The organism is Halochromatium sp. (assembly GCF_054919635.1).
Window position 1 is genome coordinate 1 of record NZ_JBUDPI010000057.1, and the last position, 14,502, is coordinate 14,502.

Annotated in this window: 12 protein-coding genes; 7 read left to right on the forward strand and 5 right to left on the reverse strand. The window is 64.2% G+C overall.

The window, feature by feature from the left end; genetic code table 11:
- The 4 genes from ACY693_RS05570 to ACY693_RS05585 all read right to left on the reverse strand — a co-directional run.
- A partial coding sequence (locus ACY693_RS05570) for a class I tRNA ligase family protein (RefSeq protein WP_462320839.1) occupies window positions 1–355 on the reverse strand: 355 nt, incomplete at its 3' end.
- Between the two features lie 127 nt (window positions 356–482).
- Window positions 483–1,337, reverse strand: a complete 855-nt coding sequence (locus tag ACY693_RS05575) for a nucleotidyl transferase AbiEii/AbiGii toxin family protein (protein ID WP_462320840.1) — start codon at window positions 1,335–1,337, stop codon at window positions 483–485.
- Window positions 1,334–2,065, reverse strand: a complete 732-nt coding sequence (locus tag ACY693_RS05580) for a hypothetical protein (protein WP_462320841.1) — start codon at window positions 2,063–2,065, stop codon at window positions 1,334–1,336. The genes ACY693_RS05575 and ACY693_RS05580 overlap by 4 nt, the downstream gene beginning before the upstream one ends.
- A 329-nt stretch (window positions 2,066–2,394) precedes the next feature.
- Window positions 2,395–3,246 carry an alpha/beta fold hydrolase gene (locus ACY693_RS05585; RefSeq protein WP_462320842.1) on the reverse strand — a complete coding sequence of 284 codons (852 nt, stop codon included), beginning with the start codon at window positions 3,244–3,246 and terminating at the stop codon, window positions 2,395–2,397.
- A 125-nt stretch (window positions 3,247–3,371) separates the two neighbouring features.
- Here ACY693_RS05585 and ACY693_RS05590 point away from each other — a divergent pair, with 125 nt between their 5' ends.
- From ACY693_RS05590 to rlmKL, 3 genes are all read left to right on the forward strand, one after another.
- Entirely contained in the window at window positions 3,372–4,160 is a 789-nt protein-coding gene (locus tag ACY693_RS05590; protein WP_462320843.1) for a helix-turn-helix domain-containing protein, read from the forward strand.
- A 573-nt stretch (window positions 4,161–4,733) separates the two neighbouring features.
- Window positions 4,734–5,786 carry a LysR substrate-binding domain-containing protein gene (locus tag ACY693_RS05595; protein WP_462320844.1) on the forward strand — a complete coding sequence of 351 codons (1,053 nt, stop codon included), beginning with the start codon at window positions 4,734–4,736 and terminating at the stop codon, window positions 5,784–5,786.
- The gene (rlmKL, locus tag ACY693_RS05600) at window positions 5,783–8,218 is read left to right on the forward strand and encodes a bifunctional 23S rRNA (guanine(2069)-N(7))-methyltransferase RlmK/23S rRNA (guanine(2445)-N(2))-methyltransferase RlmL (protein WP_462320845.1); all 2,436 of its coding nucleotides are present in this window, start codon (window positions 5,783–5,785) and stop codon (window positions 8,216–8,218) included. Before ACY693_RS05595 ends, rlmKL begins: the two co-directional genes overlap by 4 nt.
- On the opposite strand, the gene ACY693_RS05605 is transcribed toward rlmKL, so the two are convergent.
- Window positions 8,213–9,868 (reverse strand): tetratricopeptide repeat protein, encoded by a 1,656-nt coding sequence (locus ACY693_RS05605; RefSeq protein WP_462320846.1) that lies wholly within the window; start codon window positions 9,866–9,868, stop codon window positions 8,213–8,215. The genes rlmKL and ACY693_RS05605 overlap by 6 nt on opposite strands.
- Before the next feature lie 63 nt (window positions 9,869–9,931).
- On the opposite strand from ACY693_RS05605, the gene ACY693_RS05610 reads away from it, so the two are divergent.
- The 4 genes from ACY693_RS05610 to ACY693_RS05625 form a co-directional block, all read left to right on the forward strand.
- A complete protein-coding gene (locus ACY693_RS05610) occupies window positions 9,932–11,359 on the forward strand; it encodes a GGDEF domain-containing protein (RefSeq protein WP_462320847.1) in 1,428 nt (475 codons plus the stop codon).
- Between the two features lie 78 nt (window positions 11,360–11,437).
- On the forward strand, window positions 11,438–12,217 hold the full coding sequence (locus ACY693_RS05615; RefSeq protein ID WP_462320848.1) for a hydrogenase subunit MbhD domain-containing protein: 780 nt from the start codon (window positions 11,438–11,440) through the stop codon (window positions 12,215–12,217).
- Window positions 12,214–13,659, forward strand: a complete 1,446-nt coding sequence (locus ACY693_RS05620; protein ID WP_462320849.1) for a complex I subunit 5 family protein — start codon at window positions 12,214–12,216, stop codon at window positions 13,657–13,659. Before ACY693_RS05615 ends, ACY693_RS05620 begins: the two co-directional genes overlap by 4 nt.
- Window positions 13,656–14,502: complex I subunit 5 family protein (locus ACY693_RS05625; RefSeq protein WP_462320850.1), on the forward strand; the 847-nt coding region annotated here is incomplete at its 3' end. The genes ACY693_RS05620 and ACY693_RS05625, both read left to right, overlap by 4 nt.

Consider the following 14,502-nt stretch of genomic DNA (forward strand, 5'->3'; position numbering starts at 1 on the left):
GCCCCGGCTTACCTGTCTTGCGCTCCACCTGCAGCTCAATCGGCAGGCCATGACAGTCCCAGCCCGGCACATAGGGCGCGTCCAGCCCGTCGAGGGTACGTGACTTGACGATGATGTCCTTCAACACCTTATTGACCGCATGACCGATATGGATCTCGCCGTTTGCATAGGGCGGACCATCGTGCAGGATAAAGGTCTCACCACGCGCACGCGCCTCAGCCCGCGCCGCACGCACTAAGGCATAGACATCGATCGCCTGCCAGTGCTTGAGCATCTCGGGCTCGCGCTGGGCCAGGTTGGCCTTCATCGGGAAGCCGGTCTTCGGCAGATTGAGGGTATGCTTGTAGTCGGTCACTGCTTGAATAACCCGGTGTACGCGCGGGTGCAGGCAAGCAGCACCCGATCTGAATCAGTTGAGGGAGAGACTACCAGACTCGCCTCACTCTGGCGCTTGATGCGCGCGGCTCATGGCTCACTGAGCCTTATGGCTCCTCGGGAAAGAGCTTGCTGATTTTGCTGGCAAAGAACCGCTCGCTCCAGAGAGCCAGGCTAGCCTGATCCGGCGCACTGACAAAAGGGGCCACATCACGCGCTGCCTGGGGCCAGTCCATCTTAGCAATGCGCGCCATCAAGGCCGCTTTCAGCCATTGCGGATCAACGCGCGGAGGCTGCTGCGCCCAAGGGCCGACCTGGGCCAAGGCCGCCTCCAGATGCGGCAGATTTGGGGCAACCCGGCCCGCGGCATACCAGGCAAAATCAAACCAATCCCGGCCCTTCACATAAGGCCGGCACAGCAATGCGTGCAGCTTGAGCGCGAAGTTGCTCGGTAAATCCTGAGCGCAAACCTCGAAGTCCAGCGGGAAATCCAGGTACTGAAAGTCGAAGCCCGATCCTGCCGGTGGCCGGGTATCCATCTCCAACTTGACGCGCAGCTTCTTGCCGGAGCCTCCCCGGTAAAAAGAGAGATCCAGTTGGCGGCCGAGGGAATCGTCCTTGATCATGGCCTCCCTTACGGCTCGCGTCATCGCGCTACGGTCGCGCAGCTCACAGCGGATGCCGAAATCGGCCAGCACATCGGCCATGGTGGCAAGATAGGGCTCCCAGCGAAAGTCAGGGGCAGGCATTCGCGAGATGAAATCCAGATCCTCCGAAAAGCGCCTGAGACCGTGCAGGATGCGCAGGGCCGTGCCTCCCTGAAAGGCCGCCTGCTCGAAGAAGCCCGCCCGCCAGAGTCCGTAGAGCGCAACCTCCTGCAGGATCTCCCGCAACGCCTGCTGCTCGCGATGCGCATCCGTCGCAGCATAGGACTGCAAGCGCTCACGCAGCAGGTCGATCACCGACAACCACCCTGGCTTAGCAACCGTCCATCACCTGCTTCCCCTGACAGTAGACAGCTACTGAGACCATCGATGACCTGCTGCATCCGCCGATGCCGATAGACGCAGCGCAGTGCTTGCAGCCGCTCGACTTCTAATGAGCCCAATGGCTCCAGATCGATCCGCGCACCGCAGACCCATTCGCGCGCGCTGCTCCAGTTCCAGCGATGCAGGCAGAAGAGATCAAGCAGCGCCCGCAGCGGTTGAGCAACCAGTGCGGCTTGCCCTTGAAGCACGACCCGGTCCACAGCCTCCAGCATGAACCCCTTGATCAACGGCAGTGGGGCGAATTGGAACAGGCCGGCTTCATCGATCTGGTACTGACGGCTGCGCCGATCCGGAGCGACCGCCAGTATCAGCGTCACCGCCTCCGGAATCAAGCCATGAAAGGCCAGCGCCGACTCGAAAGAGACATAGGCACCAGGCACCAAGCCTTGCACCAACACAAACGGATGCACGCCCCTACCGGGATGAGCGCCGCCGCCAGGATACGAGTCGCCATTAGCAACCCGACTCGCGAGACGATAGCGGCCACGCCGAAGGCGCAGCAATTCACCCCGGTGCAAAGCACGATTAACCAGATTATAGCGACGTTGCGCACTGCCCCCGAGCAGGCGCGCGAGCTGTGCCTCGGAGAGCGTTCGCTGTTGCAAGCCGGCGCTCAGGATGATTTTGGTCAGCGTCTCCATTCATGAAAGATACTTTCATTTTATGAAAGGATCAAACATGACTTGGACAGCCTCACAGTCCGCCTCCGGTTGTAAACCAGCTCGCCCAAGAAGCCATCGCTGTTGTAGCAGCGCCATAGCTCGTCACGGTCGACCCTTGCAAGATGCTCAGCGAAGGTGGTCTCTTGCGGAAGGTCTGGACGCCGATCGAGAGCTTTTGCTGAGGCATGGGGCTTGGCGTGATGACCGCTTGCTGACTGTGCGGGTCGTAGCATGTGCGCTGCCTTGATGTCGATCTACGGGCGATCCCTCCAAGTCTCCGAGGTACAGGAGGCACATCACTGACAGGTTCATCGCGTCTGTATCCAATCCAGCAAGGCCCGAGTCACGGCGCCTGGATCGCGAAGCATCATCCAATGTCCACCGCCGGCGATTAGCGAGTAGCGCCAATCCGCTGCCACGTATCGTCCGGTCTCGATCATCTGGCGCTCCGGCACCAGGTCATCTGCCTCTCCCCAAAGCCCAAGCGTTGGCACCTGACACTTCGGTACATGCGGGTGTTGGTGATTCAGTCTGTCGAGCAATAGGTCCGCAACCGGCATGCTCAGCTCGATCCGTCGCATGTTGTGGAGCCGCTCGGGGTCGTCGAGGCAGCGTTGCGTGATCATCGCGCCCTCCGGATGGGAGCGGAGAAGCTCGCGCATCAGGCAGCCCTTGCTCGCAAGATAGAGGTCGGCTCCGATGCTCGTATTCGCCAGCGCTAAATACCAGTGATAGCGAAGATTGTCGATGCTGATTTCCGTCAGCGGCGCCGGATGGCCAACCGAGAGGGCGCTGAAGCTCGCGAAACGTTCAGGCGCCGCGAAGGCCATTTCCCAGGCAAGCATGGCACCATAGTCATGACCGACGAGATGAACCGCGTCGGCATTGAGCTGATCAATCAGCGCCAGCATATCCGCTGCCATCGCGGAGACCGAGCAACGCGTAATCTCATGTGGCGCGTCACTCTCACCATATCCAAGAAGATCGGGGCAGATTGCACAGTAACCCGCATCAGCCAGCACGCCTGCCTGATGCTGCCAAAGTTGCCCGTCATCCGGCCAACCGTGAAGCATCAAGACAATGTTGGTTCCCGCTCCTGCCTTGCGGACCCTGTAGCGAGCATCATTCAAGACATGATCAGCGGTTTTCAACGGCAACATGCAGTGTCTCCAGTCCAGTCTCGGACGTCATCGGGTTGGAACTCGAGCCGCGCTCGATCGCTGGCCCTGAGCCAAAGCATCCAGAACGTCGGCGCGCACGACAATTCCACGCAGGGAATCAAGCCATGAGTGTGGGAGCCTTGTTGAAAACGCTGCGCCGAGCGAGGCAACGCTCGCAGCTTGACATTGCCGTGAGCGCCGGATTGACGCAAAAGCATGTCAGCTTCATCGAGACGGGCCGAGTACGCCCGGGCCGAACGACACTGGAACGCATCGCTCAGGCGGTGAAACTGTCACAACCGGGCCGAGAGACCCTGCTTGCTGCAGCTGGATATTTGCCGAGCACGCCGACTAGCCCAAACGCCTCCGACTCCGTTCATGCACGCACTGCTGCCATGACTCAGCGTTTGTTGGCACAGCAAGAACCCTACCCAGGGATTCTTGTCGATCGCGCACAGAATCTGATCGCGATGAACCAAGGGTTCGCGCGGCTGATCGCACACTGGGCCGATGGTGATGCACTGTGGCAGCGTACCTGTGGTGATGATCGCCCGAACCTACTGCGCGCGTCGCTGCATCCAAAGGGCCTCTTTCCCTTCATGTCCGAACCCGAACAGCTGGTTCCAAACTATCTGAACCGCGTCATCGCTCAGGGATTTGATGACCCGGAGTCATGTCGCTTGCTCGACGCTATTTACGAGTGGCCCAACATTGCACCGCTCTTCACCGGGAGCCGTACGACCGACATGCCGATCCAGACCGCAGAGCGCTACTGCCTCGACCGCACTGAGTTGCGGTTTGACTGTTTGAGCGCCGCTATCGGTGCGCCATCAGCCTGGCATCGAAGCACGCTGTTCCTTGAGCTGTTCTACCCAGCGGACGACACCACGGAGGACGTGCTGCGCTGCGCATAGTCGTTATTCGACAGTGGCACTTGCCAAAGCGCTTGGGCGATTTCTGCCAAAGCTCATAACGCATTGCCCTGTTTTTGTATACGCTCAGGACGATTGGCAAGCAGGCGGCCATCTAAGCGCGCGTCTCTACCGGGGAGCAACGTCGGATAATCAACTCCAAGCGTTGAGAGTTCGGCAGGCCCCGTACGGCTGAGATCATTGAGGAACGCATCCGAGCAGCACGTCGACAGGGTGAAGGGATCAAGAAGATCGCCGCAGAGCTGGGTATCGGTGTCAGCACCGTTCAGCGGACCCGTTTTCCGGCAATCGCGTTAGAAGGTCGGCAGCGAACGCTCTGCAGACGCAGTACAACCGCCGCCAATCGGCCTGGACCGATCTCGAACCTAGTTGCGGAAGCTTTGGTACTCGTCGGTCAACAGCAGGATGTCGTAAGGCTGTTACAAGCGCGGGAATATGCCCTTTGGCGATGAGCGCAACCTTAGCTGATCCGGAAGGTGGGCTTGGTGCCGGGCTCGACCCGGTTCAGGGTATCCTTGTCGCCTGCAGTCCAAGGCCCCGCACTGTCCCCTCGATATGAATCTGCGCGACATCAAATACATCCTCGCCCTCGCCGAGACCCGCCACTTCGGCCGCGCCGCCGAGCGCTCGTTCGTCAGCCAACCGACGCTGAGCGGCCAGATCCGCAAGCTCGAGCATGAGCTGGGCGTGACCATCTTCGAGCGCACCAACCGCTCGGTCGAGATCACGCCGACTGGTCAGCTGATCCTGCAGCATGCACGCCTGCTGATGGAGCAGGCGGATGCCATCGAACAGGTCGCGCGCGCCCATCAGGACCCGCTCGCCGGACCGCTGCGCATCGGCGCCATCCCGACCCTGAGCCCCTATCTGCTGCCGCTGATCCTGCTGCCGCTGCGCGAGCGCCTGCCGCAGATCAAGTTGGTGCTGATCGAGGAGATCACCGAGACCTTGCTCAAGCGGCTCGAGCATCATGAGGTCGATGCGGCCCTGCTGGCAACCCCGGTCACCGAGCCCGAGCTGGTTGCGCGGCCGCTGTTCGAGGAGCCGTTCTGGCTGGCCCATCCGCGCCAGCATCCGCTCGGCGACAAGCCCGAGATCACCGAGGCCGATCTCGAAGACACCGAGCTGCTGCTGCTCAGCGACGGTCATTGCCTGACCCATCAGGTGATGGAGGTCTGCCGGCTGGCCGAGCGGCCACGCAGCGGCGAGATGGCGGATCTGCGCGCATCTAGTCTCGAGACCTTGTTGCAGCTAGTCGGTGCCGGTTTCGGCTGCACCCTACTGCCGGCGCTGGCCTGCAGCGGCGAGACCCCGCCGGACAGCCCGATCGTGCGCCGACCGTTGCATCTGCCAGACGCCTATCGGCGCATCTCGCTGGTCTCGCGGCGGAGCTTCCCGCGTCAGCAAGCGTTGGATGCCTTCGCCGAGGTGCTGGTCGCGCAGCTGCCGAGCTCGGTGCGGCCACTGCCGAGCGCGCCGATTGCTGCAGCCGGCGATGACGCGCTGTCTGTATCCACGCCTACCACTGCGTTTGACGCTGTAACCGAATCCGAGTCGGCGCATACCGCTGCCCCGGCGGCAGCAGCGCCGAGCCCAGTAGACCGATGAGCGAGCAACGCTTCTTCGCGAGCGCTGCGCGCAATCTCGAGAGCCTGCTCGCCGATGAGCTGCGTGGACTCGGCATCGAAAGCGCAGTCGAGACCCGCGCTGGCGTCAGTTTTTCCGGCGGCCTGGCCGACGCCTACCGCGTCTGCCTCTGGTCGCGAGTCGCGAGCCGCGTGCTGCTGCCGCTGGCCGAGTTCCCGGCACCAGACCCCGATGCACTCTACGCGAGCATGCGCGAGATCGACTGGTCCGAGCACCTCGGCCCGGAGCAAACCCTCGCGGTGTCGGTCGACAGCGCCCGCTCGCAGATCGAGCACACGCAGTTTGCCGCTCAGCGCATCAAGGATGCGATCGTCGATCAGATCCGTGAGCGCAGCGGCAGCCGTCCGAGCGTGCGCCCGATCCAGCCCGACCTCGCACTGCGCTGCCGGTTGTTCCGTGATCAGGCCCTACTCTTCATCGATCTCTCTGGCGAGGCCCTGCATCGGCGCGGCTGGCGCGTCCAGGGCGGCGCCGCACCCTTGAAAGAGACACTCGCCGCCGCGCTCTTGCTGCGCGCCGGCTGGCCCGAGATCGCCGCCAGCGGCGGCGAGCTGCTCGACCCGCTCTGCGGCATCGGCACCCTGGTCATCGAAGGCGCGCTGATCGCCGCCGACATCGCTCCAGGGCTGCGACGCACCTATTGGGGCTTCAGCGGCTGGCGCGGCCATGATCAGGCAGCCTGGAGTGCCTGGAGTACGCTTCTGGCCGAGGCCAAGGAACGCCGCGCGACCGGGCTGCATAGGCTCGCGCGCAGCAGCACCAGGCTACGCGGCAGCGATATCGATCCGGCCGCGATCAAGGCCGCGAATGCCAACGCCTCGCAAGCCGGACTTGCCGGCCATGTGCAGTTCGAGCGACAGGCACTGGAGGATTGCCGGCCGAGCCGTTCCTCTCCGATAGCGAGCCCAAGCCAAAGCCCAAGTTTAGTTGCAGGCCCAAGCCTGAGCCCAATGACCGGCACAGGCAATGGCGCCAGCCCGATTACCGGCACAGGCACCGACGGCAGCGCAACAACGAGCCTGAGTAAAGACACTGGCATCGACCGGAGAGCGCGGGCCGGCAACGACAGCCTGAGCGCCGAGCAGATCACCTCTTCAGCCTCAGCCGAGCGCGCATCCAGTCCCTCGCCGACACCCGGCCTGCTGATCACCAACCCGCCCTATGGCGAGCGCATCGGCGCTGAGGATCTCGCCGGCCTCTATCAGTTACTCGGCGCGCTGCTACGCACCCAGTTTGAGGGCTGGCATGCCGCCGTACTCACCGGCAATCCGGAGCTTGGCAAGCGCATGGGACTGCGCGCGCATCGGTTCCACACCCTATACAACGGGCCGATCGAGTGCCGCCTGCTGCACTTCGAGGTACGCCCCGAGGCGCATGTCTCAGACCGCCCGCGCCCGCTGCCGGCCGCCGAGCGGGGCCCGGGGGCCGAGATGCTCGCCAACCGGCTGGGCAAGAATCAGAAGGCGCTCAGGAAATGGCTGCAGCGCGAGGGCATCAGTTGCTACCGGCTCTATGATGCCGATCTGCCCGAGTACGCGCTGGCGGTCGACCTTTATCAGAGCGCTGATCCAGCAACCCCGGAGCGCCGCTTCGTGCAGGTGCAGGAATACGCCGCTCCGCCCGGCATCGACCCCAAGGCCGCGCGCCGGCGGCTGCGTGAAGGCATTGGCGTCATCGCCGAGGTGCTCGAAGTGCCGGAGCACGACCTGTTCTTCAAGGTCCGCCAGCCGCAGCGCGGCAAGGCCCAGTACGAGCGGCTGGCGCAGACTGGCCACTTCCACAAGGTCGCTGAAGATGGCCTGACCTTGTTGGTCAACTTCGAGGACTATCTGGATACCGGCCTGTTCCTCGACCACCGTGAGACGCGGCGGTTGATCGGCCACCTGGCCGCTGATCGCAACATGCTTAACCTCTTTGGCTACACCGGCGTCGCCAGCTGCCATGCCGCGCAAGGCGGCGCCCGATCAACCACCACGGTTGATCTCTCCAAGACCTACCTCGATTGGGCCAGGCGCAATCTCGCGCTGAACGGCTTCACCGGCCGAAGCCATCAGTTGATCCAAGCCAACTGTCTGGAATGGCTGGAGCAGGCCCGCGCCTATCGCGGTCACTTCGGGCTGATCTTCCTCGATCCACCAACCTTCTCGACCTCCAAGCGGATGGACGGCACCTTTGAGGTCGAGCGCGATCAAGTCAGACTGATCCGCACCGCCCTGGCCCTGCTCGCGCCCGATGGCGCATTGATCTTCTCGACCAACAAGCGGCGCTTCAAGCTCGACGAGGAGGCGCTGAGCGATCTGGACATCGAGGACATTAGCGCCCAGACCATCCCCAAGGACTTCGCCCGCACTCCGCACATCCACCGCTGCTGGCGGATTCGGTGCGGATCATGATGTGCGCCGCGCGACCACAGCCAAGGCCTCCACGGGCCGCTCGCCTTCATGGCGAAGCACCACCGTTTCGAGCTGATCAACAAGCAGTCCCGCTGCTTCAAACACCTGGCGCAGATAGCGCCGGCTGTGTCGGTAGCGCCCTGAAGGCTGGAGCTCCCAAGACTCACCGTCAGCCTCACCGTCGGCCTCCTCAGTGGTGGCGATGAACAGGCCTTCAGGCCGCAGCGCGGAGGCAATCGCGGCCACGAGCGGCTCCAAGGCGCCAAGATAGATCAGCACATCGGCGGCGATGATGACGTCCCAGTCCGCCTGCGTTGTGGCCAAGAAGGTCTCGGCATCGGCCTCATGCAGGGCGTCATAGAGGTCGCGCTCGGCCGCTCGGGCGAGCATCTCGGGCGACAGGTCCAAGCCCTCCAGGCGCTGAGCCAGCGGGTGCACAACCGGTCCGACCAGGCCGGTGCCGCAGCCGAGGTCGAGCACGCTGTCCACGCCCTCGGGACATGCCGCCCGCAGCAGGCGCTCGACCAGGGCCGGTCCAGCATAGTCGAGGGCACCGAGCCGGTCATCGAAGCTCTCGGCGAAGGCGTCGAAGGTGGCGCGGACATAGGGGCCGCTGGCCCGCTCGGGCGGCGCGGCGTCCATCAGCGCCGGCACCAGATGCTGAGCCGTCGGGCTGTCGGGGTAGGCCCCGAGCCAAGCGATGGCCTCTTGTCTGGCCTGCTCCGGCTTGCCAGCGGCACGCAACGCGTAGAGCGTCTGGCCATGGACCGTGTGCAGGGACTCCGCGTTGGGCTGCAAGGCGAGGGCGCGGCGGCCTTCCTGCAATGCCGTCTCGAGGGCGCCGGCGTCCTGAGCCGCCTCCGCCAAGCCCACACGCGGGGTTGGATCATCCGGCGCAACTTCCGTCGCTGCCCGAAATGCCGTCATCGCCTCTTGCGGCTGTGGCAGCCGGCGCAAAGCGTTGCCGAGCATCAGAGGCCCCTGCGCCAGCTGCGGGGCCTGAGCGATGGCCTGACGGGCGGCCTGGGCGGCCTCGTCATCGCGTCCCTTGCGCCATAGCGTCGCTGAGAGTCCGGTCAGCGAAGGTGCGTGATCGGGGCGCTGCGCCAGCGCACGGCGGTGCAGCGCCTCTGCGTCATCTAGGCGACCCGCCTCGCGCTGCGCGTGTCCACAGGCGGTGAGAATCGGTGCCGAGTCGGGCGCCAAGCTGACCGCCCGCTCCAAGGCCTCGAGCGCCTCATCATGCCGATCCTGCGCCTTGAGCACGGTGGCGAGATTGGCCAGGATCTCCGGGCTATTCGGCGCCACGGCAAGCGCATCGCGATAGGCGCCCTCGGCCGCCGCTGGCTGGCCAGCATCCTTCAGCGCCAAACCCAGATAACGATGCACCTCGTGGTTGTTAGGATCGCCCTTCAACGAGGCGCGAAAATGGCGAATCGCCTCCTTGGGCCGACGGCGTTGATGGACGGCGATCCCCAGATAATAGAGGGCACGGGCATCTGTCGGACGCCGCCGCAGGATGCGACGGTAGGCCTTCTCGGCCTGTTCGAGCTTACCGGCACGATGGAGGCCGGCGGCCTCGGCAAGCGCCTTGTCCGAATTCCGCGAAGGCTTGCGCGAGGAGCCAAGCGAGGCGGTACGCTGCGCCATCAATCTCTCCCGTCTTGTCGGTGACTGCGCCGAGATTGTCTTTTGCGCTATCGTAAGACGTCAATGAACACCAAGCATCGCAGTCAAATCTACAACATCTATGTGGTCGTTGGCCTCAGCAGCCTGCTCCTAATCAGCAGCTTCTATGTGTTCGGCATGAGCCCACTCATCGGCTACCTGCGCGCGACGCATACAGAGAGTATCGATCTGGCCTTACAGAACAGCGTCGGGCGCCTGCGCGCGATCCTAGAGAGCCATGCAGTGCTTGCACAACAGGCTGCCAGTCGCAGTGCGATTCGCCTGAAACAGGTCGCATTTCTGCGCGGTGAGATCACGCGCGAGGCCCTCGTCGCCTTCAGCCAGCCCAAGCTCGCCGATGCCTTGGAGGCCAATGATGTTTTGCGCGCCATTGCGCGCCATGGCCCTAACGGTGAGCGCCTGTTCAGCGTTGGCGTGCCGGTGCCCGAAGCCTTAACGGCAGACTGCGATGCACATTCCCTCGATCAGGTGCGGATGCTGCCAACAACCGAACAGGCTGAGCGCACAGGAGCACTGGTCTATTGCTCGCCGATTGTGGACCGCAGCTTTGGGCGTATTGGCTTCGACATCCTGATCATCAGTGATCAAGCCGTGCAGCAGTTCATCGACGAGCAAAGCCGCTGCACCAACACCTTGGCGCTGATCGATGGCGGACGCGAAATCAGGTATTGGTCGAACAAGTCTGCCGATGACCAAGCCCATGCAGCGCTGCAGCAATGGCTCGAGTCGGCATCGACCGAACCGCGCTTTGTCATCCGCCAACAACCGGTGGGCATCGGCACCTGGAGCCTCGTGTCGATCGTCGACGCCGGAGAATTCTTCGCGCCCATCGACAAACAGACCTTAGTGCTCCTGGGCACCACCGCCGTCGCGACGCTGGTGATCTATCTGCTGACAGTGGTGGCGTTGCGGCCGATCGTCTCGACCCTCGCGCGCGAAGAGCACCTGTTGATCCTCTCGCGCAGTGATGGACTGACTGGACTCTATAACCACGCCTATATGCAAGAGCTGATCGATGCCGAGCTCGAGCGCGCAACCCGCTATCAACGCCCGCTGATCCTGGTCCTTTTCGACATCGACCATTTCAAGGTCCTGAACGACCAGTACGGACATCAAGCCGGCGACCAGATCCTGATCCAGCTCGCGGAACGATGCCAGAGCTTCAGCCGCAACTCGGATACCCTAGCCCGCTACGGCGGAGAGGAATTTCTCATCATCTTGCCCGAGTCCGACCGGGAACAAGGCCAGCAGTTTGCCGAGCGCTTGCGCAAAGACATCGCTCAAACGCCCTTCATCTTCGGCGAGACTCACCTGCGTATCACCGTCAGTATCGGTCTGGCACATTGGAGCGGACTCGGCGCCCCACCGACCAAGGCCGAGCTGATTCGCGCCGCCGATCGCGCGCTCTATCGCAGCAAGGAGCAGGGGCGCAACCGAGTAACGCTAGGCTAAAACCTGCATGAACTGGCATGACGTGCCGAAGCACCTTGACCTCGGCAACCCAATAAGCACCCGGGGTCTAGATCGATAATGGCATCAGCGGCAGCCTGGGGGCTGGCGGGACTGTTGGTCCTAGCCGCCGGTTTCTGTCTCCTGGAGCGACAGCTGTGGCGCGCCTGCCTGGGCTTTGTGGCCTTCGCGCTGCTGATGTCGCTGGCGTGGCTGTTGCTCGGTTCACCTTGGCTGGCGATGGCCGAGGCCTTGCTCGGCGCACTGCTGACCGGTGGCACGTTGCTCTGGACGCTGCGCGGCCGTGGAGCACTGCCGCGCTTGGCCCCAGTGGATGAGACACCGCGGCGAGCGCGCCGCACCGCACCGCTGCGCTGGCTGCTGATCCTGAGCTGGCTGAGTCTGAGCGGCGCTGCCCTGATCTGGCTGCTCGGCCTCGATGCGCTGCGCCCGCCGACATCGATCAACAGGCTATTGGCCGCGACTGGCGTGCTGATCATGGGCCTGGGGCTCTGGGGCTTCAGCGCTCAGCGCCATCTGCTGCGCCGGCTGCTGGCCTTCAACCTGCTTGGCTCGGGAGTTTTCCTCGTGCTGGCTGGACTTGCCACGTCGGCACCCATCCCAATCGCCGAGGTTCGAGCCTTGATCCTGATCGGGTTGGTCGTGGCACTGCTAGGCTCGGTGCTCGGCGCGGCACTGTTGCTGCAATTGCATGCACAGGCTGGTCAGGTCACGTTGAATGCCGTCTATGGTGCAGATGCAAATGCAGGCAGTGGGACAGGCGCGGGTCTGACTCCGGGTACAGAGTCGAGCGCAGCTCCGGATACTGGCGCAGGTCTTGGTGCAAGCACAGGCAGATGAGCCCGACGCCGTTCCATCTGCTCTGGCTGCTCTTCGCGCCGCTGGCCCTCGGTCTACTGGCTTGGGTACGCCCGCCGCGCCATAGCGGCTTGGTCTTGCTCGTCGCCCTGCCGCTGCCATTGGTGGCACTCTGGCTACTGCTCGGCCTTGACACCGAGCCGATGGCCGGACGCGTGGCACTCGGGCCGCTGATGCTGCATTGGCGCCTGGACGGACTGGCCGCTTTGTTATGGCTGTTGACGCAGCTGCTGCTCCTCGCCAGCGCCCTCTATGCCGCAGGCTATGTCCGCACCACGACACTCGGCCAGCGCGCCTATGCCTGGCTCTGGCCGCTCATGGGCGGCCTGGCGCTGGGTCTGGGGCTGATCTGGAGCGCCGCCGATCTGCTCCTGCTCTACGCTGGCCTGGAGCTGATGGGGCTCTGCGCCGTCGGCATGATGCTGCTTCCCGGCAGTGCCGAGGCCCTGACTGCCGGTCTGCGCTATCTGCTGTTCGCGCTGGTCGGCTCGCTGACCTGGCTGCTCGGCATCGCCCTGCTGCTCGGCGCCTGGGGTCGACTCGATCTGGCCGGGCTGGCAGCCGTCGCCCAACCCGATCCGGTCACCCAAATCGCCGTCGCCCTACTGGCGAGCGGTTTGCTTCTGAAGGCGGCGATCTTTCCGCTGCACAGCTGGCTGGCTCCGGTCCATGGCAGCGCCTGGACCCCGGTCAGCGCCATCCACGGCGCGCTCGTGGTCAAGGCCTCGTTCTTTATCCTACTCATGCTCTGGCGCGCGCTGCTGCCCGAGGCCGTCGCTGGCGCCTGGGCGCTTGGAGTGCTCGGCAGCCTGGCGGTGCTCTGGGGTGGTTTGCAGGCCTGGCGCGCCGTCGGGCTCAAACAGCTCGTGGCCTGGTCCACTGTCGGTCAATTGGGCTATCTGATGCTGGCCTTCCCCTTGCTCGCCGGAACCAGCGCGGCCGTCGCGACCATGGCCTGGCAGGCAACCTGGCTGCAGCTCGCCGGACATGCGTTGGCGAAGGCGGCGATGTTCATGGCCGCAGGTAATCTGCTGCTTGCCACCGGCGCGCATCGACTCGCAGGGCTGACTGGAGCCAGCCGCCGGTTGCCACTCTCGCTGATGACCTTCGGACTCGCGGCGGTGACCCTGATGGGGCTGCCGCCCAGTGCCGGCTTCACCGCCAAATGGCTGTGGCTGCAGGCCTCGCTGGCCTCGGGCCAATGGCTCTGGGTGGCCGTGCTCGCATTGGGCAGCCTGCTCAGCGCCATCTATGTCTTCCGCGTGCTGCGCTGCTCCTTCGTCGAAGACGCCCCTGAGCCAGCGTTCCGCCATCTTCCGTTGGGGATGGAACTCATCGCCTTGATGTTGGCGCTAGCCGCCATCGGGCTGGGCCTGGCGGCCGGTTGGCCGCTGTCGTTTCTGACGTCAGCGGGGGTGCCATGAGTGCCGTGCTGCCGCTGGCGACCCTGGCCAGCTCGCTGCTGACTGCTGCGGTGATCTTCATGCTGCCGGAACAGGCCGTGCGCACCCGCACCGCGCTGAACCTCGCCGCCGCGCTGATCAAGCTGGTGTTGGTGATCTGGATGGCCTGGGGGCTGACCCAAGGCCAAGCCTACGCAGTCGAGTTCCCGGTGGTCGAGGGGCTGAGCTTCGTCTTGCGCGTGGACGCGCTCGGGCTCACCTTCGCCGGGCTATCCTCGCTGCTCTGGCTATTCACCACCATCTATGCCATCGGCTACCTAGAGGACTCGCCCAACCGCCGGCGCTTCTTCGGGTTCTTCAGTCTCTGCGTCGCCAGCACCCTGGGCATCAGCCTAGCCGGCAACCTATTTACCCTGCTGATCTTCTATGAGCTGCTGACACTCTCCACCTATCCGCTGGTCGCGCATCGCGGCACGCCGCAGGCCTTGGCAGCGGCCACGGTCTACCTGCGCTATACGCTCAGTGCCGGCCTGGTGCTGATGGTTGGCATGGTGGCGTTGCAGGTCTTGGCCGGGGATCTGCGCTTCGGCCAACAGGAGATCCTGGCCGCGCTCGGCCCCGAGGCTCACCCTTGGCTGATCGGCCTGTTCTGGATGCTGATCCTCGGCTTCGGCGTCAAGGCGGCGCTGGTGCCGCTGCATGGCTGGCTGCCGCGGGCGATGGTGGCACCAGCGCCGGTCAGTGCCCTGCTGCACGCGGTGGCCGTGGTCAAGGCCGGCGCCTTCGGTATCGTGCGGCTGGTCTACGATGTCTATGGCATCGGCTTCAGCGCGGCCCTGGGCGTGCTCGATGGGCTGGTGGTGA